At 56.5% G+C, this 23,329-nt stretch carries 15 protein-coding genes; 5 read left to right on the top strand and 10 right to left on the bottom strand.

The window, feature by feature from the left end:
• Nucleotides 1–23 precede the first annotated feature (23 nt).
• Nucleotides 24–2,447 carry a glycosyltransferase gene (locus HY788_17315; GenBank protein ID MBI4775905.1) on the top strand — a complete coding sequence of 808 codons (2,424 nt, stop codon included), beginning with the start codon at nucleotides 24–26 and terminating at the stop codon, nucleotides 2,445–2,447.
• A gap of 20 nt (nucleotides 2,448–2,467) precedes the next feature.
• The gene (locus tag HY788_17310) at nucleotides 2,468–3,724 is read left to right on the top strand and encodes a glycosyltransferase family 4 protein (protein MBI4775904.1); all 1,257 of its coding nucleotides are present in this window, start codon (nucleotides 2,468–2,470) and stop codon (nucleotides 3,722–3,724) included.
• Nucleotides 3,725–3,730: 6 nt separating this feature from the next.
• On the opposite strand, the gene HY788_17305 is transcribed toward HY788_17310, so the two are convergent.
• The 5 genes from HY788_17305 to HY788_17285 form a co-directional block, all read right to left on the bottom strand.
• Nucleotides 3,731–5,047: a 2-oxoacid:acceptor oxidoreductase family protein gene (locus HY788_17305; GenBank protein ID MBI4775903.1), complete on the bottom strand. Its 1,317-nt coding sequence runs from the start codon at nucleotides 5,045–5,047 to the stop codon at nucleotides 3,731–3,733.
• Entirely contained in the window at nucleotides 5,040–6,161 is a 1,122-nt protein-coding gene (locus HY788_17300; GenBank protein ID MBI4775902.1) for a pyruvate flavodoxin/ferredoxin oxidoreductase, read from the bottom strand. Before HY788_17300 ends, HY788_17305 begins: the two co-directional genes overlap by 8 nt.
• A gap of 4 nt (nucleotides 6,162–6,165) precedes the next feature.
• Nucleotides 6,166–7,695 carry an aldehyde dehydrogenase family protein gene (locus tag HY788_17295; GenBank protein MBI4775901.1) on the bottom strand — a complete coding sequence of 510 codons (1,530 nt, stop codon included), beginning with the start codon at nucleotides 7,693–7,695 and terminating at the stop codon, nucleotides 6,166–6,168.
• 29 nt (nucleotides 7,696–7,724) lie between these two features.
• Nucleotides 7,725–9,053 carry an acetyl ornithine aminotransferase family protein gene (locus HY788_17290; GenBank protein MBI4775900.1) on the bottom strand — a complete coding sequence of 443 codons (1,329 nt, stop codon included), beginning with the start codon at nucleotides 9,051–9,053 and terminating at the stop codon, nucleotides 7,725–7,727.
• A 213-nt stretch (nucleotides 9,054–9,266) separates the two neighbouring features.
• Nucleotides 9,267–11,015, bottom strand: coding sequence for a hypothetical protein (locus tag HY788_17285; protein MBI4775899.1), 1,749 nt, complete (start codon nucleotides 11,013–11,015; stop codon nucleotides 9,267–9,269).
• Nucleotides 11,016–11,680: 665 nt separating this feature from the next.
• On the opposite strand from HY788_17285, the gene HY788_17280 reads away from it, so the two are divergent.
• Nucleotides 11,681–11,974, top strand: coding sequence for a DUF1232 domain-containing protein (locus tag HY788_17280; GenBank protein MBI4775898.1), 294 nt, complete (start codon nucleotides 11,681–11,683; stop codon nucleotides 11,972–11,974).
• A gap of 95 nt (nucleotides 11,975–12,069) precedes the next feature.
• Here HY788_17280 and HY788_17275 read toward each other — a convergent pair whose 3' ends face one another.
• Nucleotides 12,070–12,870: a hypothetical protein gene (locus tag HY788_17275; protein MBI4775897.1), complete on the bottom strand. Its 801-nt coding sequence runs from the start codon at nucleotides 12,868–12,870 to the stop codon at nucleotides 12,070–12,072.
• On the bottom strand, nucleotides 12,842–13,459 hold the full coding sequence (locus tag HY788_17270; protein ID MBI4775896.1) for a hypothetical protein: 618 nt from the start codon (nucleotides 13,457–13,459) through the stop codon (nucleotides 12,842–12,844). Before HY788_17270 ends, HY788_17275 begins: the two co-directional genes overlap by 29 nt.
• A 305-nt stretch (nucleotides 13,460–13,764) precedes the next feature.
• Here HY788_17270 and HY788_17265 point away from each other — a divergent pair, with 305 nt between their 5' ends.
• Nucleotides 13,765–15,534, top strand: coding sequence for a chloride channel protein (locus HY788_17265; protein ID MBI4775895.1), 1,770 nt, complete (start codon nucleotides 13,765–13,767; stop codon nucleotides 15,532–15,534).
• Nucleotides 15,535–15,612: 78 nt separating this feature from the next.
• Nucleotides 15,613–16,182, top strand: a complete 570-nt coding sequence (locus HY788_17260; GenBank protein ID MBI4775894.1) for a phosphoribosyltransferase — start codon at nucleotides 15,613–15,615, stop codon at nucleotides 16,180–16,182.
• A gap of 158 nt (nucleotides 16,183–16,340) precedes the next feature.
• Here HY788_17260 and HY788_17255 read toward each other — a convergent pair whose 3' ends face one another.
• The 3 genes from HY788_17255 to HY788_17245 form a co-directional block, all read right to left on the bottom strand.
• Nucleotides 16,341–20,141, bottom strand: a complete 3,801-nt coding sequence (locus tag HY788_17255; protein ID MBI4775893.1) for a hypothetical protein — start codon at nucleotides 20,139–20,141, stop codon at nucleotides 16,341–16,343.
• 1,084 nt (nucleotides 20,142–21,225) lie between these two features.
• A complete protein-coding gene (locus tag HY788_17250) occupies nucleotides 21,226–22,092 on the bottom strand; it encodes a FecR domain-containing protein (GenBank protein ID MBI4775892.1) in 867 nt (288 codons plus the stop codon).
• A gap of 192 nt (nucleotides 22,093–22,284) precedes the next feature.
• The coding region (locus HY788_17245; GenBank protein MBI4775891.1) for a hypothetical protein at nucleotides 22,285–23,329 on the bottom strand (1,045 nt) is incomplete at its 5' end.

Genomic DNA, 23,329 nt, shown 5'->3' with positions numbered 1-23,329 from the left:
CAACATTCTCGGGGAGAGTTCCCTTGAGCACAGATGTATCCGGCCGTTTGGCCGGTTTAAATCCGGTCCTGTCCGTTGGAAGGGTGGTTTTCGCTTCCACGTTGATGGTGACGCTACTGATCGACATGACGTTCTTGCGAGACCTGTGTCTTGGAGGACTTGCAGTCCTGTTGATTATAGAATCCGTGAAAAGACGCACCCTGTCGCTTCGCTCGACGCCACTCGATCTTCCTCTATTGCTTTACACACTGGCGGCTCTGCTCTCGCTGCTGTCCGCTACGGATCCCGCCTATTCCTTCGTGGAAATTCGTGGCGAAATCTTTCGAAACGTTTTGCTTTTCTATCTCCTTGTGAACAGCCTCCGTTCTGAACGGGAGGTGATTCCCGTATGCTGCGCCTTGTTAGGTATAGGAATCGTAGTGATGGCGTACGGGATATTCGACTTCTTCGGGCACGACGGGTCCCTCGTCAGTGTGGTGCCTTATCGGGCCGAATCGTTCTTTCATGATTTCCAGTACTACGGCACCATGCTCATCATGATTTCGCCTTTCTTCCTGATGTTGTCCCTAATAAAGAGGAAATGGTACACGATTCTGCCTTCGCTGCTGGGCGCGGGAGCTCTCGGCTTCTCCGTTTACATTACGCACGTGCGATGGGTCGGGATTGTCTTTTTATTGCAGTTGATCCTCATCGCATTTGTGATGTTCCCTCGAAAACGAGTCCTGCTGCTGATCAGCCTGGGCGTTATCGCTCTAACGTTGGCCGTGCCAAAGCAATTCTGGCGCCACGATTTGAGTATGTCCACGGTGAAAAGCTCCACCCATGCACGTGTGATTCTGTACACGTTTTCCCTGGAAAAAATCGCAAAGCATCCGTTCAAGGGAATCGGCTTCGGGAGGCACTCGTTCGGGAAAGCGTATCCGGAGTTCGTGGATAAGTATCTGGTAACCATGTGGCATGCACACAATCTTTATCTGAATGCTCCCTTGCAGATGGGCATCCTAGGCCTCGTGGCTTTGCTTTTTCTGTTCTATCGGATCCTCCGGACATGGTGGCCGAAGCCGGCTGCCGAAGAAAGAAGCGTATTCGCAAGGTACTTTCATTACGCCGTGTTCGTAATGGCTGTGAGCTTTTTTTTCAGGCATCTTGCCGACGACCTGTTTGTGGATATCCCACTAAACCTGTTCTGGGTTTTCTTGGGTGTGTCCTATTGTCTTCTGCCGACTAGCTCTCTTCCCGCCGAGGCGCCCGACGTACATTGGAATGAACCATCGTTCCCCCACGAGCCGGATCGTATCCGGGTCATGTACGTGTTCGCCGCCTTGCCGGTAGGAGGCGCGGAAAAGCTGCTGTATTCCGAACTGCAGGGGATGGATACCCGTCGATTCCAGCCCATGGTTTGTTGCCTCAGCAAGAAGGGGCCCATGGGCGAGCAGATTGAAGCTTCGGGAGTTCCCGTGGTGGCCTTGAATCGCATGAAACACAAGCGATTCGATCTGCAAATGATTCGTATTCTAAAAGACCTCATGCTGCGGGAGCGGATTCAGGTCGTCCACACACACCTTTACGACGGAGGCAGATACGGGCGTCTGGCCGCCTGGCGTTGCGGAGTACCGTGTGTGGTGGCCACGTTTCATAACGTATATGTACGTCGCCGTCCGAGAATTCATCTGATCAATCGCATGCTGGGGCACATTACCGACAGGATCATTGCCGTGTCCAGTTCGGTGAAAAACGATTTGATACGATTCGACCGGCTGCCTCCGGAGAAGATACAGGTGTTACACAACACCATCGACCTCAAGGCGTTTCAAGAACCATACGACCGGCAAGCCGTTCGGCGAGCATACGGCATCAATGATACGGACATCGTCGTGGGGTGGGTGGCCCGATTGGCAAAGCAAAAAGGCCATGGGTTTTTATTCGAAGCCATCCAATTGATGTCCGAATCTTACCCCAACCTTCGGCTCTTGCTCGTGGGAGACGGCCCCCTGAAACAGTGGTTGGTGGAAAAGGCCCGGGATCTGGCAATCGAAGAACGCGTTGTTTTCACCGGCACCAGCCATCAGGTTCCTGAACTGATGAGCGCCATGGATGTGTTCGTCTTGCCGTCTCTCTGGGAAGGCTTGCCCCTGGTGATTGGGGAGGCTATGGCCGCCGGTGTTCCCGTGGTCGGAACGGACGTGGGCGGCGTGGGCGAGTTGGTCATTGACGGCGAGACGGGCTATCTGATCCCGCCGGGGCAGCCTCAAGCGATTCGTGAAGCCGTGGAATCGGTATTGGAGCAACCGGATCGCACACGAGTCATGGTGGAAAATGCCAGAAAACACGTAGAGAAGCTCTTTTCAACCTCTGATCATACGAGTCGCCTCCACGATCTGTATATGGAGATTCTCTGTTCAAAAGGCTTTCACCGTCCCGATGCGGAATGCACAGACGGACCCTAAACGATACGCCTTCAACGCCTATGAACCTCAGTTATATCACCCGGGATTTCTGGGCCGGCGCCGAAGAAACGAATGTACCAAGGGCCTTAGCGGAGGCGTTTGTCCAAAGGGGCCATCATGTGACCGTATTTTCTCCAAAGCCTGATCTTCGGCATGGTGTCCATTTCGGTTCGGAAAACGGGATCCATACCTACGGAATACCACTGGAAAGGCGTTTCCCTGCCTTATACCTTTTGGACAAGGCGCTCAAGCCTCACGCCGAAGAAAGAAAATTCGCCTCCGATCTATGGTCGCTGTCTCGTTTTCTGCGCTCTCATCAAGATGTGGACGTGCATTTGGTGGACGATCCTTACCCGTATGGAATCCTGATGTCGCTGGCGGCCCGGCGATATCCCTCCAAGTGGATGCTGTCTCTTCATTCTCATTGGGGATTGGATACTGTCGAGTATCCGTATAAAAGACAGCGGTCTCGTTTCGTTCTCGGATGCATACGAAAAGCGTTCCGAAGCGCCACGATCATACGAGCCAATTCCTTCCTGGCCGCCGACCGGATCTTGAAGCAGTCGACCAAAGTCGCCGGGATAGTAGTCGTGCCCGTAAATTTGGGGTACACGCCGTCGTTTTCAGAGAACGAGATTCTTCAACGGAAACAGAGGCTGCAGTCCGAACTGAGGAAGCGGTTTTTCTTTTCGGAAGACAGATTGATCGTGTCCGCCTGCCGCCTGGATCCGGTGAAGGGTCTCGACGTGTTCATCAGGGCGGCCGCCCGTGTTCGACAGGAGTATGGAGAAGACGTACGATTCATCATTGCGGGCAAATCCCGTCACATTTCCGGATTGGGGGAGTACGGAGACTATCTTCAGCGTTTGACGACGGATCTCGGTATGGCCGACAAAATCACCTTCACCGGTCACTTCCCCAATCAAGACATGCAAACGTTGCTCGCCGGCGCCAACATCAACGTGGTCGCGTCCTACATCGACATGCTGAACATGGTCGTTCCCGAGGCCGGATGCGTGCTTACTCCCAGCGTGGTTACCCGTAACTCGGGTATCTCCCACTGGGTCGAGAAATACCGATCCGGCATCGTAGTCCCGACAAATGCTCCGGAAGATCTGGCCCGTGCCGTCATGGAAATACTCAGCGATCCGGCAAAAGAACGGGCCATGGGCCGGGCGGCTCTTTTGCTGGCCGAAAACTTCACACCCGACGCCGTAGCCCAGAAGATCGAGCAACTGCTTCGGCAAACGCTGGAAGTCCGACGGCAACACCCATAATCGATTTCACGATAGCTGCAACGGAATGTCGGAGGTTCGATTCCGAAGGTCTTTAGCACTCTCGAGTCGGGCTCCGCTATACTCCTCCGAGAGCGCCATATCGAGCATCTCGTTCGTTACCATGTCTCCCAACCGGGCCATCAGAAACAACGCCGATAAAGCCTTTTCTTCTTTCTTTATGCCATAGGCTTTGAAGTTCACGTCCAGAACGTGAGCCTGTTCCCCGGGCAGGTTCATCTCCACACTCGAGTCCCTGATCACCCGGCACGGCGGGGAGATCTTTTCGATGACATCTTTTCTTCGCCCCAAACCTTCCTCGGCCAGCACCACCACGACATCGGGACACTCTATCCCAGTGTAATCGATGGCTTCCGTGGAAAGGATCACTTCCGAAACGGATGGCCCGCGCAAGACCGTAATGTTGTACTCGTTTTTCTGGGCTGCATGAAGACCCGCGTGCATGGCCGCGGAGGCCAGTAATGATCCGGCGGATTGAATACGATCGCCCGCCGCGCCTAGAAACACGAATTCGCGGCGGCCCGAAAACGGACGGACGGCTCTCGGCTCAATCCCCCGAGTGTCCAAAGTAAACTCGGCTGAACCGCAATATTCGCGGTACCGGCGTCCGTATTCCTGCCTGGAATTTTTGGACACCGGGCCATCGAGCGGCGGGAGTTCCTTCAACCGGGCTTCGAGATGTTCGGGTGAAGCGGGATTCCGCTTCATGTATCGTCCGGGACAGCCGCCCCATATATCCACCAGAGAGAACCCTTCAAACTCTATTGCCGCTTGTATCTTAGCGGCCAGATCTTTCTCGTGCACCGAACATCTCGTAACGTAAGGCGCGCCCGCCGCCACGGCAACGGAACCGACATCCATGGGGCGCTCGACACAGTTCAAGAAACCCGGCCCAACGCCGGCTTCCGGAGGCGTGGTGCACGAAAATTGGCCGCCGGTCATACCGAAATTAAAATTGTTCAACACCAGGAGAGTCAGATCCAGGTTCCGGCGGCAGGCCGCCAACAGGTGGGCGCCTCCGATGCCCAATCCTCCGTCTCCCATGGTGACCACTACCTTCAGACCGGGTTGAGCAAGCTTGATGCCCGCAGCATAGGTCAGAGCTCTTCCGTGCAGTCCGTGAAACGCATGGGTGCTGAAAAACACGTCAAAAAGGCCCGAACACCCTATGTCGGACACGATAGCCACGTCAGCAGGTCCCACCTGAAGATTTCCCAGGGCCCTGTCCAGAGCCCGCACGCTCCGGTCGTGGGAGCAACCCGGACAGAACATGGGCGGTCGGCTTTGATTGATCAGACTATTCATCCAATAGTTCCCACATAATCTCGTCCGGAGAAATCAACCGGCCGCACATTCTTCCAAGAAAGTCCACCTTCCTGTCGCACACTATCCTTTGGATTTCAGAAACGTACTGACCCAGATTCATTTCCACGACGAGGATTCGACCTTCGTTTTCCTTCGCTACTCGGGCGATCAACCGTTCCGGTACGGGCCAGAGCGTCTTAAGTACGAGGAGCGAAACGGGAATGCCTCGATCGTCCAGACGCCTGCAAGCCGCGCGAACAGCCCGACTCGTTGCTCCATAGGTGATGACCAGAGTCTTCGAGCGTTCCCGCTGCTCCAGATCGAAGAACGTGAAGGCATCCACCTGGGACTCCACTTTCTTCTTGAGTCGCTCCATGGAGGCCTGAATCTCTTCCGGATCCACCGTTATGTAGCCGTCTTTCCCGTGAGTCGAGGATGTCTGACGGACCGGTACGGCGCCCCCTATAGGGAGGAAATCCGGTACATCTCGGCCGGAATGAACCGCGAACGGAACGAAGTCGCCGGACGTGTGCCGGGTTCTATTCAGCACTTCGGGTCTTTCCAGACGCTCCATTTGAACCGTTTCCCGGGTCAGACCGATTTCCTTGTTGGACGCCAGAAACACCGGACATCGAAATCGTTCCGCAAGGTTAAACGCGTGAACGGTCAGAGTGAAACAATCGTGCGCATCCGCGGGAGCCAGGACAATGACGGGCAGACCGCCGCTTTGTCCCCAGCGCATAAATTGAATATCGCCGTCCGCAGCCCTGGTTGCCGATCCGGTGGATGGTCCTTGTCGCATCACGTTAACAATCACAATGGGAATTTCGCTGCCTATGGCAAACGAGATGTTTTCGCTGTACAAACTGATGCCTGGACCCGACGTGGCCGTCATGGCCTTCATGCCCGCCATCGAGGCTCCCAGACAGTATCCGATGGAAGCGATCTCGTCTTCCCCCTGGACGGCAATGCCTCCCAAAGGTGGTAGCGCCTCGACCATGCCTTCGAGTATCGAGCTCGCCGGAGTGATGGGATACCCGGCAAAGAACCGACACCCCGCATACAAAGCGCCCAGAACAACGGCCTCGTTCCCGTCTATGAACCTGAGTCCCATTACGTCATGAAACCTCGAATCGTATACCCTGAGCCAGAGGCAATTCCCCGGACCAGTTGATCGTGTTGGTTTGACGGCGCATGTAGGCTTTCCAGGCGTCGGAGCCCGATTCCCGTCCCCCACCGGTATCTTTCTCCCCACCGAAGGCCCCGCCGATTTCAGCGCCGGAAGTACCGACGTTCACGTTGGCGATACCGCAGTCGCTTCCAAGGTGGCTCAGGAACCGTTCGGATTCCCTGAGATCATTGGTGAAAATGGCCGAAGACAGGCCCTGGGGCACGTTGTTATGAATGTGAATGGCCTCTTCCAAGGTTTCGTACGGTATGAGGTACAAAATCGGAGCGAATACCTCTTCCTTCAGGATCGGGAGATCCGGTCCGGCCTCGCAAATGCAGGGTGTGACATAGGCTCCACCCTTATAGGCGTCGCCGCTCAATTCCTCTCCCCCATACAGCACCCGTCCCCCCTGACGTTCGATCGTCTCGAGGGCGTTTTGCATGGCAACCAGGGCTTCACGCTCGATCAACGGCCCCATGAGGATGCCTTCGTCCAGCGGATTTCCGATAGGCACCTGCCGATAGGCATGTTCGAGGGCTTTCGAGAACGCTTCGAACACATCCTTGTGCACGATGGCCCTTCGTGTGGTGGTGCACCTCTGTCCGGCCGTACCCACTGCTCCGAACAGCACCGCACGCACGGCCAAGTCCAGGTCCGCGCTCGGAGTCACGATAACCGCGTTGTTTCCTCCGAGTTCGAGTATGGTTTTTCCCAGGCGGGAAGCCACGGTGCTCGCAATGCGCCGGCCCATTGGAACGCTTCCCGTGGCTGAAATCAGGGGGATGCGCCGGTCCGATATCAGACGTTCTCCTATGGTATCTCGAGGGCCGACGATCAGGTTCAGAATGCCGTCCGGCAATCCATTCTTCTTGAATACCTCGGAAGTAATGTTCATTAACGCTACCGCGCATAAGGGCGCTTTACTGGAAGGCTTCCAGATGACCGTGTTCCCGGCGGCCAGGGCGATCATTGCATTCCAGGCCCATACGGCCACCGGAAAATTGAAGGCCGTAATAACTCCAACGGGCCCCAGCGGATGCCATTGTTCATACATGCGATGGCCGGGACGTTCGCTATGCATGGTGAACCCATACAACATCCTCGATTGTCCCACGGAGAAGTCGCATATATCGATCATTTCCTGGACTTCCCCATTGCCTTCCGCCCGGATTTTACCCACCTCCAGACTGACGAGCGCCCCCAGATCGGACTTTCGACTTCTGACTCTCTCGCCGATCTGCCGTATGATGTCGCCGCGCTTGGGCGCGGGCAGGTTTTTCCAGTATTCGAACGCTTCGCGAGCCGCTTTTACCACGCTCTCGTATTCCTCTTCGGATGCCTGCCGCACCAGGCCCATGGGCTGGCCGTCGATCGGACAGACGGATTGAACTGCGGGACCGCACCCCTGCAGCCAGGTTCCGGTGCCCACTCCGGAGACTGATTCGGACAAACCCAGTCTGTCAAACAATCCTTTCATGATGTTTCCCCTGATGGTTTGTGCCGTTTTTACCCAACCACTTCCTTAAGCGCCTCTTCAAAAATAGTCAGACACACGTCGATCTCTTCCGAATTGACCGTGAGAGCCGGACAAAAGCGGATGGTGTTCTCTCCGCAGCCCAAAAGAAGCAACCCTTTTCGAAAGGCCGTCTGAATCACGCCGTTGCGCCACTCGACCGCCCGTTCCTTGCGAACACGATCCTTCACGAGTTCTACGCCGACCATAAGTCCCATGCCCCGGACGTCACCCGCACACTCAACGGATTTCTGGATTTCCCGTAAACCGTTCATAAGTCGCTCTCCCATGGCCGTAGCATTAGCCATGAGACCGGCTTCGAGTAACCGGATGGTTGCCAGAGCGGCTGCGCAGGAAACCGGATTCCCGCCAAACGTGGACGCATGAGACCCCGCCGCCCAGTCCATGATGTCCGACCCGGCCAGCATGGCTCCCAGAGGCATTCCGGAGGCCACACCCTTGGCTATGGCGATCATGTCCGGAATCACTCCGAAATGCTCCATGGCGAACATCTTTCCGGTGCGTCCCATCCCGGACTGCACCTCGTCGGTCACATAGAGAATATCGTAGTTCCGGGCCACCCGCTGCAGCTTCCCGTGGAACTCGAGCGGAGGAACGATGTACCCTCCCTCGCCCTGTATCGGCTCCACGAAGATGGCCGCCACCTCCTCCGGCGGAAGAATGGTCTTGAACAGCGTGTCCTCGAGCCAGGTTACGCAGGCGATTTCGCATGCCGGATACGCCAGATGATATGGACACCTGTAACAGTAGGGATACGGGATATGGGTAATGCCCGGCACCAAAGGGTAGTAATGCTTTCGCTGGACGGCTTTGCTGGCGGTCAGCGAAAGAGCCCCCATGGTCCTTCCATGGAACGCACCGAAAAAAGCGATATTCAGCTCGCGACGCGTGTGCCAGCGTGCAAGCTTGAAAGCCGCCTCGACAGCCTCTGCTCCCGAATTCCCGAAGTAGACTTTGCAGCCTCGGCCCGGCCAGGGGGCTAATCGGTCGAAGGTCTCGGCCAATCGGATCTGAGGCGGATAATAGAAATCCGTACCGGACATGTGCAGCAGCCGGTCCGCCTGATTCTTTATGGCTTGAACCACTTCCGGATGGCAGTGTCCGGTCGAGCAAACGGCTATTCCCGCCGTGAAATCGAGGAACGTATTGCCGTCCACGTCCCTCACCCATAGGCCCTCGCCCTGTTCCACAACCAAAGGATACGTGCGTGTATAAGAAGGGGAAACAACTCTTCGATCCGTGTCGATCAGGGCCGCAGCCCGCGGCCCGGGTAACATCGTCTTTATGTCGGGATACCTCATAAGCGACACCTCACATCGTCAGCGTCCGTGCCCATGGCATACCCGCAAGCTGAAAACAGTCCCAACGAAGAGAGGTTCGCTTTCAACGTGCTTCGAACTTGCGGGAAATGGATCATTCCTCATAACGGTTTCAGGGGGAAGGCCCCCCTTCGAGAATGCAAATAATACCGAGACAGTCCTCTGAACGCCGGGTTCAGATTCCCTTGCTCCGGATTATTTCTTTCTTCTCAACAGCTGGGCGGCAACGCCGCCGAACAGAAGGAACAGCGCCGCTCCACCCCAGGCGCCGGTGGTGGGAACGGGTTGAATTTCGTTCAGCGCAGCGGATTCCCTGAACGTCTGAACGCGGAAAGCCCCTATGCGCGTTTGCCAATTGTTGGAGGAGGACTCGGCGTAGTACTCATTCGTATACCAGAACGTACCGTCGTCGGACGGATCGACGTTCATCGAGCTGTAATCGCCCCACCGACTGAACCCGGACAGCTGCGCTCCGCCGCCGGTGATCAGTTCCACCTCTTCTCTAAGCGTTCCGGGAGGGTCGCCCGCCACTCGATAAGCGAATCGAATGGAAGGAAAAACCGTCTCCCCCGTAACGCTGTATCCCAATGCTATAGCACCCGAGCCGTCCATGGCAATACTTCCCATCCAACGATGATCGGCATCGGGCGCATGGAGACCCTCCTGGTGGATGCGCCAGGTTCCTCCACCGGCCTTGCGGAGTTCGAACCATTTGATGCCCGCGTGGTTCGTACCATCCACATCCACTGTGAAGTTGCCGACCAGCACTTCATAGGATCCGAAATTCCGATACTGGCAACGCCACATGGGCCATTCCGACACAGCGTCGACGGACTCTCCGCCGCCCGGCTGGGGAACGCAGGAGAGGTCGAAAAAGCCGCAAACCGTGTAGTCGAACGGTTCCGTAGGCAAGGAGGCCGTTTGAACGAACGCCGAATTGCCGGGGTTGTCGAAGTCCACGCGGTATTCCCAAACCTCCAGCCGATCCACTCCCGGGAATCCCATGGACGGCCAAAACGAATCGTCCATAAACGTGTAGAAGTAGTTCGGGGAACCCACGGGAGGAGGAGTCGGACCATCCAGATCGCCGGGCAGCATAAAATTGCGGTCCACCACGAACTTCTGAAATGTAGCGGGCTGTCCGGCAAGCATTCCGGCCCGGTCGAACGCGTACGCTCCGACTTGCGGGATGCCGTCGTTGGTGCTCATATAGTAGGCGTCCCGCCAGACGCCGAACTTGGGGTAATCCGGAAACGCATCCGTAATCTCGAAGCAGTACAGGAAGTACTCACCCGTTGGATCCGGCGTCCGGGATACAGCCACGCTCATATGCCAGGGTGGAGCGAACGGAACTGCGCCGAGAGACAGTTCGGCCAACAACCAGCGATCCGCCAGAGGATCATACAAAACAATGGGATCCCCGTCCCCGTAGAGCTCGCAGTCATTCCCCTGCCCCGTCCACAGCTCTTTGATCTCGGTGGGACCGGCCAGCAGGTTTCCCCCTTTGTCAAAAATGGAGAAGGCCGTATTGACCATCTGGACATAGTGGTTGGGCCCCACTTCGCCCACGGGGTCCGGAGGTACATATCCTGTGAAGGAATTGCCCTCGAAGTTGAGAATCACGCTCGCCCGTATGGACTGCGCCAAAGTGGAATCCAGGCCTTCGGGCGGCTTCATGCCTCGAACGGATACGGATTCAGCTTCACCCGGGGCCGGCGTGATTTCATCCGTTCCACGCCGCGTGAGTATTTCACGGACAGGGGTTCCGGGTTGCCACGGATCCTTTTTGGGCAGCATTCGGACGGAGCGACTTATGCCGGGCGCTACGGGATCGCTGCAAAACGGTCCTTCCGCTTCGGAAGATGCCGCATACATCCAGGATGGAAACACCAGAAACCATGCGAACGTCATGAAAATGGAACAAATTCCGATAAGACGTTTCATCGGGCTACCTCTCGTCATACATAGGAACTATTCAATAGGGCTGAGACGGCGCTCAATTCCGACATCCCGAAATTGAAGACGGTTTCACGAGGCCTTGCATCCTGCCAGGTGTGGAAGCCGATTCGGTTCGGAAAGAGGGGTCCAAACAGACTTGGCTCCGCATCAGGGAAAGTCCGTTTCGGTTTACGACCTCCAACCGAACAATAGACAAAGCCGGGGGACATTGAAAGGTTATTTATGCTACCGGAGATTTTGATGTTCTTGCCGGTCCGGCCTCCATTTCCTGAAAGCGGACCCTTCACTTGATGAAACTGAGTGAATCTCAGAAGTTCAGAATCACCCGAGGAAGCCGGTTCAATCCATGGGCTCCGGTTTGTCCGGAACTTCAATTCCCTGCTCGAACCGGAATTTGTACGAGCCCTCGTGTAACAGTCCGGACGCATTTATGAAGAGGACTTCCCCACACACTTTCCGAAGCTGACCGCACCCTTCCGGGATTTCTCCCACAATACGGTCACCGGCTTTTCAACATTGCATTTTGCCTGCGGCCGTGACATCATGAGATCCGTATCGAAACAGCCGGAAAAGGCTGGATCCGCCTCACGCGAGCCTTGGCGGACCGGCGTATCGTTACGCAAAGACCTTCCCCGGAGGAAGACCCACTGGTGAGCCTCAAATTCAACCCTCTTTTATTGCTCAGAGTATTGTCTCCGGTCTATTTGAAACTGACCTACCGCTTGATCAAGGATCGGCGGGTGCCCTTTCTGATCAAACTCATTCCTGCTTTCGCGATACTCTACGTGATCGTTCCCACGGATCTGTTGCCGGATTTTTTCAGACCGCTGATTTCCCAGATCGACGACTTCTTTGTCCTGGTCCTGGGACTCAACTTGTTCCTGAGAATGGCTCCTCTTCAGGTGGTCCAGGAACATCTGTATCAGATCTACAACGGACGCTGACGCCGGGGGATGAACGAAGTCCTTGCCTCCGGCCGGCGTCGGCTATGTATCTTCCCTTCCGAATCCGTAAGGATGTCAATGCCGGGCGAATACGCTCAGGGCGAGGCCGCAAGAAAGTGAAAACCGTAGGGTCCGAGCTTCACATAGAGCCCTCGGGTTTCCAGTTCTCCTCTCTCACGCACGTACAGAGCCTCCGGCTCGCTCAGACGATCCAGCAGGCGTATTTCCGACCGATCCCGCCAGTATCCCTCAGGAAACAGAAGATAACCGGAGGCATCCACGGAGCCCTGATTCACCGCGATCACCGCTCTGGCGCTCTTCCAACTATAGGCAAACGCCACGATGGGACGATAACCTTCGTCCCCTTCGAAGGCCGCACTCACCGGGAGGGCCCTCCACTCCCCTTGACGGAACACAGATTCTCCGGTTAGTTTCAGCAGCCCCTGATAAAAGGTGCGGAAGGGCCCGTCCACGGGTTCATCGGGTTGTCGCCCCAACTGGACCGGCGCCTTCTTCCGCAGACCTTCCAGTTGGCCGTGATGAAACAGCTTCATCCCCGGCGAAGTCGCGTGGATCACGGCGGCGCTTCTCCTCCCCTCCAAAGGAAACGCCGTAGCCATACGTTCTTCGTCATGGTTTTCCAGGAAACGAACCATGCGGGCGCATCGTACGCCCTCGTTTGAAAGGTCCTGTTTGAAGGCCATCATATCCGACCTGCGAAGGTGATCGTAGCCCGCTTTGTCGTAAGCATAATCGAAGCCCAGATCCAGCAGATCCGATTCCATACCCCAATACGCCTCAGCTATGAGAATGAACCCCGGATACCTATCCTTCAAAGGGCTCAACACTTCTTTCCAGAATTCCGCTTCAGGTGCGGGTTTCCTCGCCTGTTTCATCCAGGCGCCCCATGTCCGTGAAAAGACCTCGTTCAGAGGGAGCATCGCCATGTCGCAGCGGAGTCCATCGCAATAACGGGCGAGGCGCAATAACTCTGCGGACAGCGTATTTCTCGCTTCCGGACAAATGGCGCTCCCACCAAACGTATCGCTCCGGATGGCCGGCCACCCAAGGATGATCGAGGGCCGTATGATTGGGGACAAAATCCAGGATCAATCCCAGGCCCTCGCGTTCCAACTTCTTCCGCAGACGGATTAAATCCTCGTCCGTTCCCAGCAAAGGATTAAGTGAATAACCCGCCACGGCGTAGGGTGAGCCCACTACGTCGTCGGGCGTCCAATCGGGCAGCGCTTCCGAGTAGCTCAGTTTCAGCTCCGGAAGGGCTCGTGCGATCGCAACACTTCCCGGGCTTGGAAGCCACACGCCCATGAGCCAGACCAGGTCCATGCCCAACGCTTTCAGGTTTTTCCAATACTCTTGAGGAACCGATGATAGTGTCGTTCTTCCGCCGAGACTATTTGACAATGCGTTGATCCAGCTACGGGTGTTGATCTCATAGATCTTCGGATGTTTCGGAAATGGCTCCATGGTTCAACTCCTCCCTCCAACGGGTCTTCTTTACGCCGCGCAAAATGAAACTACCTGCAATTCCACTCGAGAAGCGATCTCTTTGTGGGGCCTTATCCGGACAGGAGGTGAGCCGTTCGACCTCATGGTGTCCGGTTTCATCAACGGGACCTATCCGGTTTCAAGTTCTCTGGAATTAACGTTTGACGATCCCCGAAAAAAATGGCTAGGTTGTGCCCAAACCGTTGGGGCTTCATACCCTGACCCGGCTTTCAAGCGACGCCTGCACACCAGTATACAGCGAACAAAACTTAAGGACGAGCGGAGTGGCGGCTTTTTCAGGCAGAATTTGGGGGCGGATTAGCAGCTATCGCCACATAAACGAACATATCATAACCTCCCTTTTAGCCATCATTATCGGTATCTTGGGTGGATATGGCGCCGTATTGTTCAGGCACCTGATCCGCGGGGTTCAATTTCTATTTTATCAGAACGGCTCCGATTTTCTCCAGTTTGCAGCCGAAGTCCCTTTCTATATCAAGATTGCAATGCCGGCTCTTGCCGGAGCCATCGTCGGCCCTCTCGTTCATTTCTGGGCGCGCGAGGCCAAAGGCCACGGGGTGCCCGAAGTAATGGAAGCCGTGGCGCTGAAAGGCGGCGTGATACGCAGACGGGTGGCTTTTGCTGAAATCCTGGCCTCCGCCATTTCCATCGGAGGCGGCGGATCCGTAGGCAGGGAAGGTCCCATTGCCATGATCGGTTCATCGGTGGGATCGAGCGTCGGTCAGATCCTCCGAGTGTCGCGGGACCGCCAGCGCACCTTTGTAGGATGCGGCGCGGCGGCCGGAATAGCCGCCACGTTCAACGCTCCCCTCGGGGGAGTACTGTTCGCCCTCGAGATTCTTCTGGGGGATTTTGGGGTTTCAACGTTCAGTCCAATCGTCCTGTCTTCCGTAACGGCAACGATCATTTCCAGGTACCATTTCGGCAATTTTCCCGCATTTGCCGTACCGCACTATGAAGTGGTCAGTTACTATGAATACCCCCTCTATTTCGCACTGGGAATCGTGGCCGCTCTCGTAGCTATTTTGTTCGTTACAATCCTGTATAAAAGCGAGGACCTCTTTGATGAGGTTCCCATCCCGGAATACCTGAAACCTATTCTCGGGGGAGCGATTGTGGGGTGCATGCTGATCGTGTTCCCTCAGGTCTTCGGCGTGGGATATGGAGCCATTGACCTTTCCCTGACCAACAAGCTTGCTGCAACGATTCTGTTTACACTCATTTTTGTAAAGATTGCGGCTACATCCATCACCATCGGGAGCGGCATGTCCGGAGGTGTTTTTGCGCCGTCGCTTATGATAGGAGCCATGGCCGGCGGGTGGTTCGGCCAGGTAGTGCATTCCTTATTCCCCGATCTCACGGCGACCGGCGGCGCATATGCGCTGGTAGCCATGGGAGCCGTTGTCGCTGCAACCACGCATGCTCCGATCACGGCCATCCTTATTTTATTCGAACTCACCTCCCAGTATCAGATCATTCTCCCCCTCATGATCTCCTGCATCACCGCCGCCCTTTTGGCCGGCGCACTGAAAAAAGGGAATATCTACAACATCAAGCTCCTGAGGAGAGGCGTTGAGCTGCACATGGGCCGTGAACGCAGCATCCTCAGGCAACTCAGGGTTCAGGACGTTATACTGACCCATCCGCACGCCGTTCCTGAAAGCATGTATCTTGTCGATATCATTGAAACATTCAAAAGAACCAATGCTTCTTACCTGCAGGTGATTGACGATCAAGACGAACTTGCCGGAATTATTTCCTTTCGGGACGTACGCGCCGTGCTGCAGGAGGAGGAACTGGGGCACCTCATCATCGCACGGGATGTGGCGACCAGAAACGTGATCACCGTCACTCCTAACGACACCCTGGAAGATGTACTCAAAAAGATGGGCATCAAAGGCATATCCCAGTTGCCTGTGGTTAAAGTCGAAGATCCGAAAAAAGTCATCGGCGTACTCGAAGAGAACGCGATCATCGCTACATACAACCGGGAAGTAATGGCTCGGGAACTCAGTAGACCGGCCGGCGGCTAGCGCTCGTGCCCGGAAACTTCTTTCCCCGGATTGGGATCACCCTTTGAGGCGTATCGAACCCTCGAGGAGGAAAGCGTTTTGGACTTACCCGGATATAAGGACCGAGCGCACGCAGGCCACGTTCTGGCGGAACTCCTGAAGCCCCGGATCGATTCCGACTCCATAATTCTGGCCATCCCGAACGGAGGCGTTGCAGTAGCCGTTCCCATCGCAAAAGAATTGATGCTTCCGCTTTCTCTCCTCATCGTTCGAAAAATACAGATTCCATGGAATACGGAAGCGGGCTTCGGGGCCGTTGGATCGGACGGATCGGTATTGTTGAACGATCCATTGGTACGCCAGTTAGGGTTAACCGAAGACCAGGTGCGAACCCAGACGGAAAAGGCGCTCCACAGTGTTCGGGAACGCCTTCGGGTCTATGGACCGGACGCCGCCCCTCCCGATTTGAAAGGGCGCACCGTTATTCTGGTGGATGACGGCTTGGCATCCGGGGTGACCATGAACACGGCCCTCCGCCTGGTGGAACGCCGGCAGCCCGACAAGACGATCGTTGCCGTGCCCACGTGTTCCCGATCCGCTTATCACCGAATAGAACCTCTCACGGACGAAGAAACCCGGAAATTGCTCGATACACTGAAGCCCTCCTGAATCACACCCGACGGGGTACGACCTCCTTCCCGGAATCGGGATATGTACAGGGGTGCGGAACTGCGCATCGACAGAGCCTGCTTCCCCAAGAAAGAACAGCCCCGGCAAAGATGCCGGGGCTGTTCCTCTTGTGGGGTTCGGTATTCAGATCCGTGCGATCACGGGTAGTTCACCGTGGGAGAAGACACGATCGTCCCGATGTTGTTGAAGTTCGTCGGACTTCCCCCGTCGCCCGGAACAATGAGGGCGGAGTAGACAAAAGGAGCGATCTCCGTCATCACGAGGGTGTGACCGTGGTTCCCCAGATCATTGGTGACAGCGATGCCGTCCTGCCAGTCTTCGTCCAGAAAGGCGTAGAACGTGGTCAGATCCGGGGAGAAAATAAGGATCGCGGAATGCTGGCTATAGGTTTGGGCGTAAACGGCGATGAGCGGCGCCTGCTTGAGCAGGCCGTCGAGCGTGCTGCCCGAGTCCGGAGCCTCAAAGTGCTTATAGAACGTGTAGCTCTGCGGCGAGCCGCCAATGGTGAGAACGGCGCCGGCCTGATCGTTGGACTCGTTTGTCCACGTCAAGGTAGCTCCGGACCCGGTCATGTCCGCCTGGTTGTTAATACCGTCTGCATACGTATCGTCGCCGAACACGTAGAATGTGTTCGCGTCCGGCGTCATCACCACTAGCGCCCTTCCATCCTTATACGTCTGGAAGTACGCGTTCATGCCGGCCGCCTGAGCGGTCATGCCGTTGGGCGGTGTGTCTTTGTAAATGCCGTCCATCTGCGTGAGGGCGTAGTTGCCGGTGGGCAACACCCGCACGGCGAGACCATCCTGGCCGCTGGCTGCCAAAGGATCCCTTACCGTCAGCAAGACGGGAAGAATGATGCCGTCCGCAGGCGATCCCTCCGGAACGGACGGTGCAGTGAACCATGCCACGGCGGTATCGGAGTTGTTAATCGTTATTCCGTCTCCACCGTCCAGGATCTGCCACTGGTATGTGAGGCTGTCTCCGTCGGGATCCGAGGAAAAGGAACCATCCAGGATAACGGCGCCTCCCTCGAGTACCGCCTGATCCGCGCCGGCCACGGCGACCGGCGGCTCATTGGCCGGCGGAGGAGGAGTAACCGGAAGCACGGTAATGCCCAGTCCATCCTTGCCGATAGCTCCTTTAGTGTCGGCTACGGTCAGCTCGAAGAGAATGGTCGCGCCCGGAGCCGGTACGTTCGGGGCCGTGAAGGTGGTTATGGCCGCGCTCCCGTTGGACAGTGTAACCACCGGACCGCCCACGAGCCCCCAATGGTAAGCCAGGGCATCGCCGTCGGGATCCGATGAGCCGCTCCCGTTCAGAGTGACGAGCTGACCCACGGATACCGTCTGATCCGGTCCCGCAACCGCGGTCGGGGGATTGTTGGTCTGCGTACCCGCGGCAAGAACGCCCACGAACGTTCCATCCGTCCCGGATGCCCCCTTGCTGTCGGTAACCCGCAGTTGAATCGTGGCCGAGGCGTTCGCAGTGACCACGGGGGCGTTATACGTGGCGGCGGCCTGAGTGCTGTTGGTAATGGACCCTCCCCCGGACACAATGCTCCAGAGATACGTGATCGAATCGCCATCCGGATCGGAGCCGGACCCGTTCAGGGTCACCGTGCCGCCGGAGGCCACCGTCAGGTCCGGTCCCGCATTGGCCGTGGGCGGATTGTTCGCCGGCGGCGGCGGTGGAGGCGTTACGGACTGAATGGCGATGCTCACCGTAACGGGTGAACTGAGGGCGCCCATATTGTCCGTTACAATTAAGCGTATGCCGACAGTGCCCCCGTTGGCGGGAGCGGTGAAAGTCGTCGTCACACCGGTGTTGCTGCTGAGGGACACCGGAATTCCGGTGGTATTGGACGCTACGGACCAGGCATACGTAAGAGGACCGCTTTCCGGATCGCTGGAATTGGCGCCGCTGAGGGTAACAAGCGTACCCTGCGCCACGGACGGGGACGGGGAGACCGAAATCACCGCCGTGGGAGGCAAATTCGCCGAGCCCGGAATGTTGGCCGTAGCCTTGGCCTTGGCGGCGGAGCAGGGGTTCAATGCCAGAAGATAGTATTCCGTCGTGGTTAGCGGAAAATCCGATTTGGTTCCCGTAAGTCCCAGCATGGGTGACTGGTCCACGCCGTCGGGGTTGGGATTCAGGAATACCGCCGTATCCGTGTCCGAAGGGGAAGGAGCCGCGTCCGGAGCATTGGAATCCACGGTCCACGCCAACACGACCTCGTCTCCCGGATCCACCGTTACGGAGGCGGCATCGTTGGCCGTGAACTCACTGATGATGGGGGCTCTGCCCAGAGAGCCGTTCTTCCAGCATAAGGCCTCGAGGTCAGTGGTGACCGCATCGGCCAGCAGACTCAGTTCGAGCGTATCGCAGCAGCAATCATCTACGTCGAAAACCAGCTGCAACAAGGTGGCCGAGGAATCGGCGAGTATGGTGGGGCCTTTGAGGACGCCCGTACCCGTATTCGCCAGTATGCGGATGGGACTTGTGCCTGGTCCGCCGGGTTCCGTGACGGCGACGTTCAGCCAGTTTTCCAAGGCCAGGCCGGTCGTGTCGAAGTGATTATAGGTCAGGCAATTCGTCGGATAGGACACATCGAGAGCGACCTTGCCCACGTTGTGGGGCACTTTGACGACTTCCACCTCGAAGATCACCGACGTGGACACCGCCGTACATTCCTCGTCTGAAAGTTGGACGTGCAAGTTCTGACAGTTCAAAATGCCCTGATCCACCGGAATCTCCGAGAATGCACCGGAATGGAGAGCCGAAAAGGGGAGCTGGTTCACACTGTTGGATCCCCAGGTGTAGACGGCGCCTCTCGAACAAGTGCTTTGCTCGGCAACAGCGATCGAATGAGCCGTTCCGGCCGCGATCTTTTTCGCAGGCGCTAATGCACCCGCCACTACTTGAACCGGGAGGGTCTCGAATATTCCGGGTCCCCACGCGTTGTTTCCGAGCTGTCCGAACTCGTTATTTCCCCAGGAGAAGATCTCTCCGTCATCATACAAGGCCATGGCATGGAATCCGCCGGCCGCCAGCTGGACCACCTCGGCGCCCGGGTTAGCCAGAGCCAGGCCGGTCACGGTTTGGGCGAAGGACGTATTGGTGGTGTTTCCTAAGCCCAGCTGCCCGAGATCGTTCCGGCCCACGGATTTCACCGTGCCGTCGTTCATCAGGTAGAGAGTAAACCCGTACCCCAGCGCCACGTCCTTGACTTCCGTTGCCAAAAGCCTGGGAAACAGGTTATCCGCGAGCGTGCCGTCGCCCAGCTGTCCGAAGCTGTTGTCGCCCCAGACCCAGAGGCCGCCGCTCGTATCGATGGCCGCGGCATGCTCCCATCCGGCGGCAACGTACTTCACGCCGGTCTTGATCAGAACCGGGACGGCCGACGATACGCGATTGCTCTGACCCAATTCCCCGTTCGTGTTGATTCCAAAGCCGTACAGAGAGCCATCCGACGTAAGGAAGAGGGAAAAGAATCTGCCCGCGGCGATGGCGGTCACTTCGGTGATAAACGTCAGTGGAACCGCTTTCAAATACTGTGCCTGGCCGCCGCTTTGAGTCGGGAAAATGGTTCCGGTAACCCAAACGACCCCGTTTCGATCGAGCATCAACGTGTGGCGTTCTCCAGCAGCCACGGCCACGATGGATTCAATGGGCGCCGCCGGAGTGCCCGTCTGAATTGCCCCAAAGGCCGCCGCGTTGGTAGTGGTGGTATTACCGACCTGCCCGTACGTATTGGCGCCCGCCGCCTGAACCTGCCCGAAGGATGGAGGAGCGACGGCCGCCGCTTCACAGTCGATAACCACCACGGTATGGTCCCATGCCGAGATGTCCGGAACGGAAACCGACGCCTGGACCGCCGCAGAGATGAGACAAAACATCGCCATGGTGATGAAAACCCGTAGTACGTACCTTGACCTCATAACCCTACTCCTGTTGGTGAGTTTGATCACCCCGCAGGGCATCTCCTGCGCGCTTTGTCTTGGAAATTGAATCACGTACCCAACATACGGGCATCAACAGCCGCCCGTATAGCCTTTTCCGGCCATCGGGTCATTCCCGATGGCCGTTCAACGCCGTCTCGGGAGCCCTTCTCTTCGTGGATCGCGTCCCTTCGGCTCACCTTTTTTCGAGGCTAGCCTCGCGACGTCACAAGCCGGCGGGTGAAGGTCGGATGGATGTAATGCATTGCGAAATTAATTTTACCGAAAAACTCGGGCAATATCAAGCCCTTTCTCATTACTGTTACGCCGCGACGGAATTTAAAGTTATACGCGGGTATTCCGGTAAAACCTTTCTTTCTCGATTGTATCACCCTCGCAAGGGCAATGACCCGCTTTATTTCAGCGCCACCAAAACGCTTGCATGCAAGGATTGTGATTTGCATGAAAGGTATTCTCTATTGTCGATAGACGATTTCGCCGGAGGCTCTCTGTGAAGTTCCTTATTCATCATCCATCAACATATTCAATCGAAATACCTTATGGCTTTGTACGTTATAGTCGCCGAAAAGCTTAATGAGGTACGGGAGTCGATCTGCCTTCCACGGACCCCAAACGGTTCCTCCATACGTCCGAAATCAGGGAAAGCGAATCTGATCCGATATCTTCTACATCAATCATCAGCTCGATTTTCGGAAGTATCTTCATGCGTCTCCGGCAGGTAGGACAGGATTGAGCTTCGAATCTCAATGCACTATTTGAAGATGACTATAATCGACGCCGGCCCGAACGGCTTACAGGGTGGGTTTAGGCTGTGAAGGTGGGGGAGAGGGTCTCCGCCCCATCGCGGTGTTTCAAAACATTGCGTGATCCGGCTTGGCGCGCTGCAGGCCGGACGTCACAGGTATTCACGCTTTTCGCCGGATGATACGGAGGCCTCCCCTTGGAGAAGGAGCAATCCGCGGTCCCATCTCAAGACGGGGACGGGAAGGCCCTGGGATGAGCATGCGTTGCCTGCAGACGGAAGTTCAACGTAATCGGAACTCTCGATAGTCCGGCCCGTTCGCTACCTGTCCGCCAGCCGGTCCCGTTCCTGATTCCACAATACCCAATCGTTCTTGTCCTCCGCCTCTGTAAAGGTACGGGGCCTCGTGGGCCGGCCGTCCGGTGTGATGGTGATCTGCTGCATGGCGCGAACCAGATACACCCATTCCATCATACTTACTTCACCCGGACCCGCGACCGCTCCAGGGCCTCCGACCGTACCGGGCTTGGATACGCTTTCCGGGCCTGCGACTTCCCGAGGCGCTCCCGCCGGTTTCGGAGCGGCCACCTGACCCGGTGCGCCGCTCGCTATTCCGGGCGCGCCCACCTGCCCCGGGCCGCCGACTTCCCGGGGTGCGGACCAAACCTTGATCTCCCCTTCATACACACGGACCAGCGTCCCTTGGCTCGGATCTTCGTTTATCCGATAAGTCGTGCCCCGAATCCCGGCCACAGCCGACGCGGTGTACATCTCGAAATTGTTCTTCGCTCCTGTGAACGATTTTACTTTGGCCCACGTCTTACCCGCGAGAAGTTTGAGTTTAATGTCCCGCTCCTCTGCTTTCGTGTCCACCTCCAGGCTTTGAATGCGAAAACTGGTCTCTTCGTCAAAACGAGTGAAGCTTCCGTCTGCGAGCAACAGCTCGATACGAGAGCCGGAATGCGTCTTTACGGTATCCCCGTGTGATACCACGTCACCCTCGCTCAGTGGATTCGAGATCTCCTCTTTCGCCCGCTGCACGTCCGCCTTCCCCTGCAGCAGGTTCACTTTGGCCTCAACGCCCTCGATCTCCAGGTCGAACGGTTCATCTCCCGCAAAGGCGAATCCGTTCACTAGCAGGACAAGCAGAACCATTTGTATGAGCCAACCCTTTTTCGACCTTTTCATGATCATCGTCCTCGCAGCCTCGTAGCGTTCATTCACAGGATATCCGGGAAAACCCCTCCTGACGGAATCCGGGAGGTCTTTCCCATTCGATGGAGCACGCGTTTCCGTGGTTCCCGTTTTTTCCGGCGCGCCCGGATTGGGGGAACCGGCAAAAATGTACCGGAGGCGTCTGGTCGACGCCTCCGGGAAGCCCTAGATCTTGAGCACGTTTTTCAGTTTTCGTATAACGAGCAGCGCGTCGGCGCCGTCAATGGATCCCAACGGATTGAACTCGCCCGTGGCCAGGCTTTCCGCCTCCATAACGCCTCGGGAGGTTACGACCATCACTGCGTTGAAATAGGGCAAGTCGCTCCGCAGATCCGGAAAAGGAGACTTACTGCCCACAAACTCGGTGGCAAGGCTATCGTCTCCGGTCAACTTAATGAGGATATCCTCAATCATGATGGCGTATTCCGCGCGGTTGATGAGTTCGTTGGGATGCCACGTGTGGTCCGGATAGGCTTCCAGTCCCCGCACGCCGATCTTCATCACTTCGTCGATATCCGTCTTCAGCGGATGGTCCTGAATATCGGTGGCTTCATCCATCTTTACAATGGTTTCAGTAACAAACTTCTTTTCCGGAGACTTATAAGAGGTATCAAAGTCCTTTCGACCTCTGCTCTTGTACAACTCCGCCAGTTTAAGCTCCTGAATAAACAAGGCCGCCACGTCCGCCCTCGTCATTTTGTCTATCAGGGCGATTTTCTTGCCGATGATCGTACCCGGAGCCGCACGTTGGATCTTCTGCACGAGCTTCCATTCGTCGTTCGCCTCGGTCACGTAAGGGCCGTTCAGCTCGATGACTTTGGTGAACATGTCCGCGGCCTTTCCGAATTCGTAGGCCTTTCGGTAGGCCAGACCCGTAAAGTAGTAGGCAGGCGCATAATTCTCGTCCACCTTTGTCGCTTTCTTGAATTGACTCTCGACCTTGTCCACCCAGTCCTCACCCCGCTCGGCGGACAAAATCCGTATCATACCCACATGATAGTCCAGCTTTTCCTGGTTTTCCTTCATGTAGTCTTCCGCTTTTTCCATCTGCGCATACGCCGTCTTGAAGTCTCCCTTCATGGCATGTACGATCCCCAGCCCCGAGTAGGCCATCGAGAACTTGGGATCCAACTCGATGGCGAGATTGAACTCCCGCTGCGCATCATCGAATCTTTCCTGCTCGAGCAACCTTAATCCCGTAAGCACATGA

It is taken from the genome of Deltaproteobacteria bacterium (assembly GCA_016208165.1).
Lineage (GTDB): Bacteria > Desulfobacterota > Desulfarculia > JACQYL01 > JACQYL01 > JACQYL01.
Note: the sequence above shows the minus strand (reverse complement) of the source record. Positions and strands in the feature narration are given on the sequence as shown.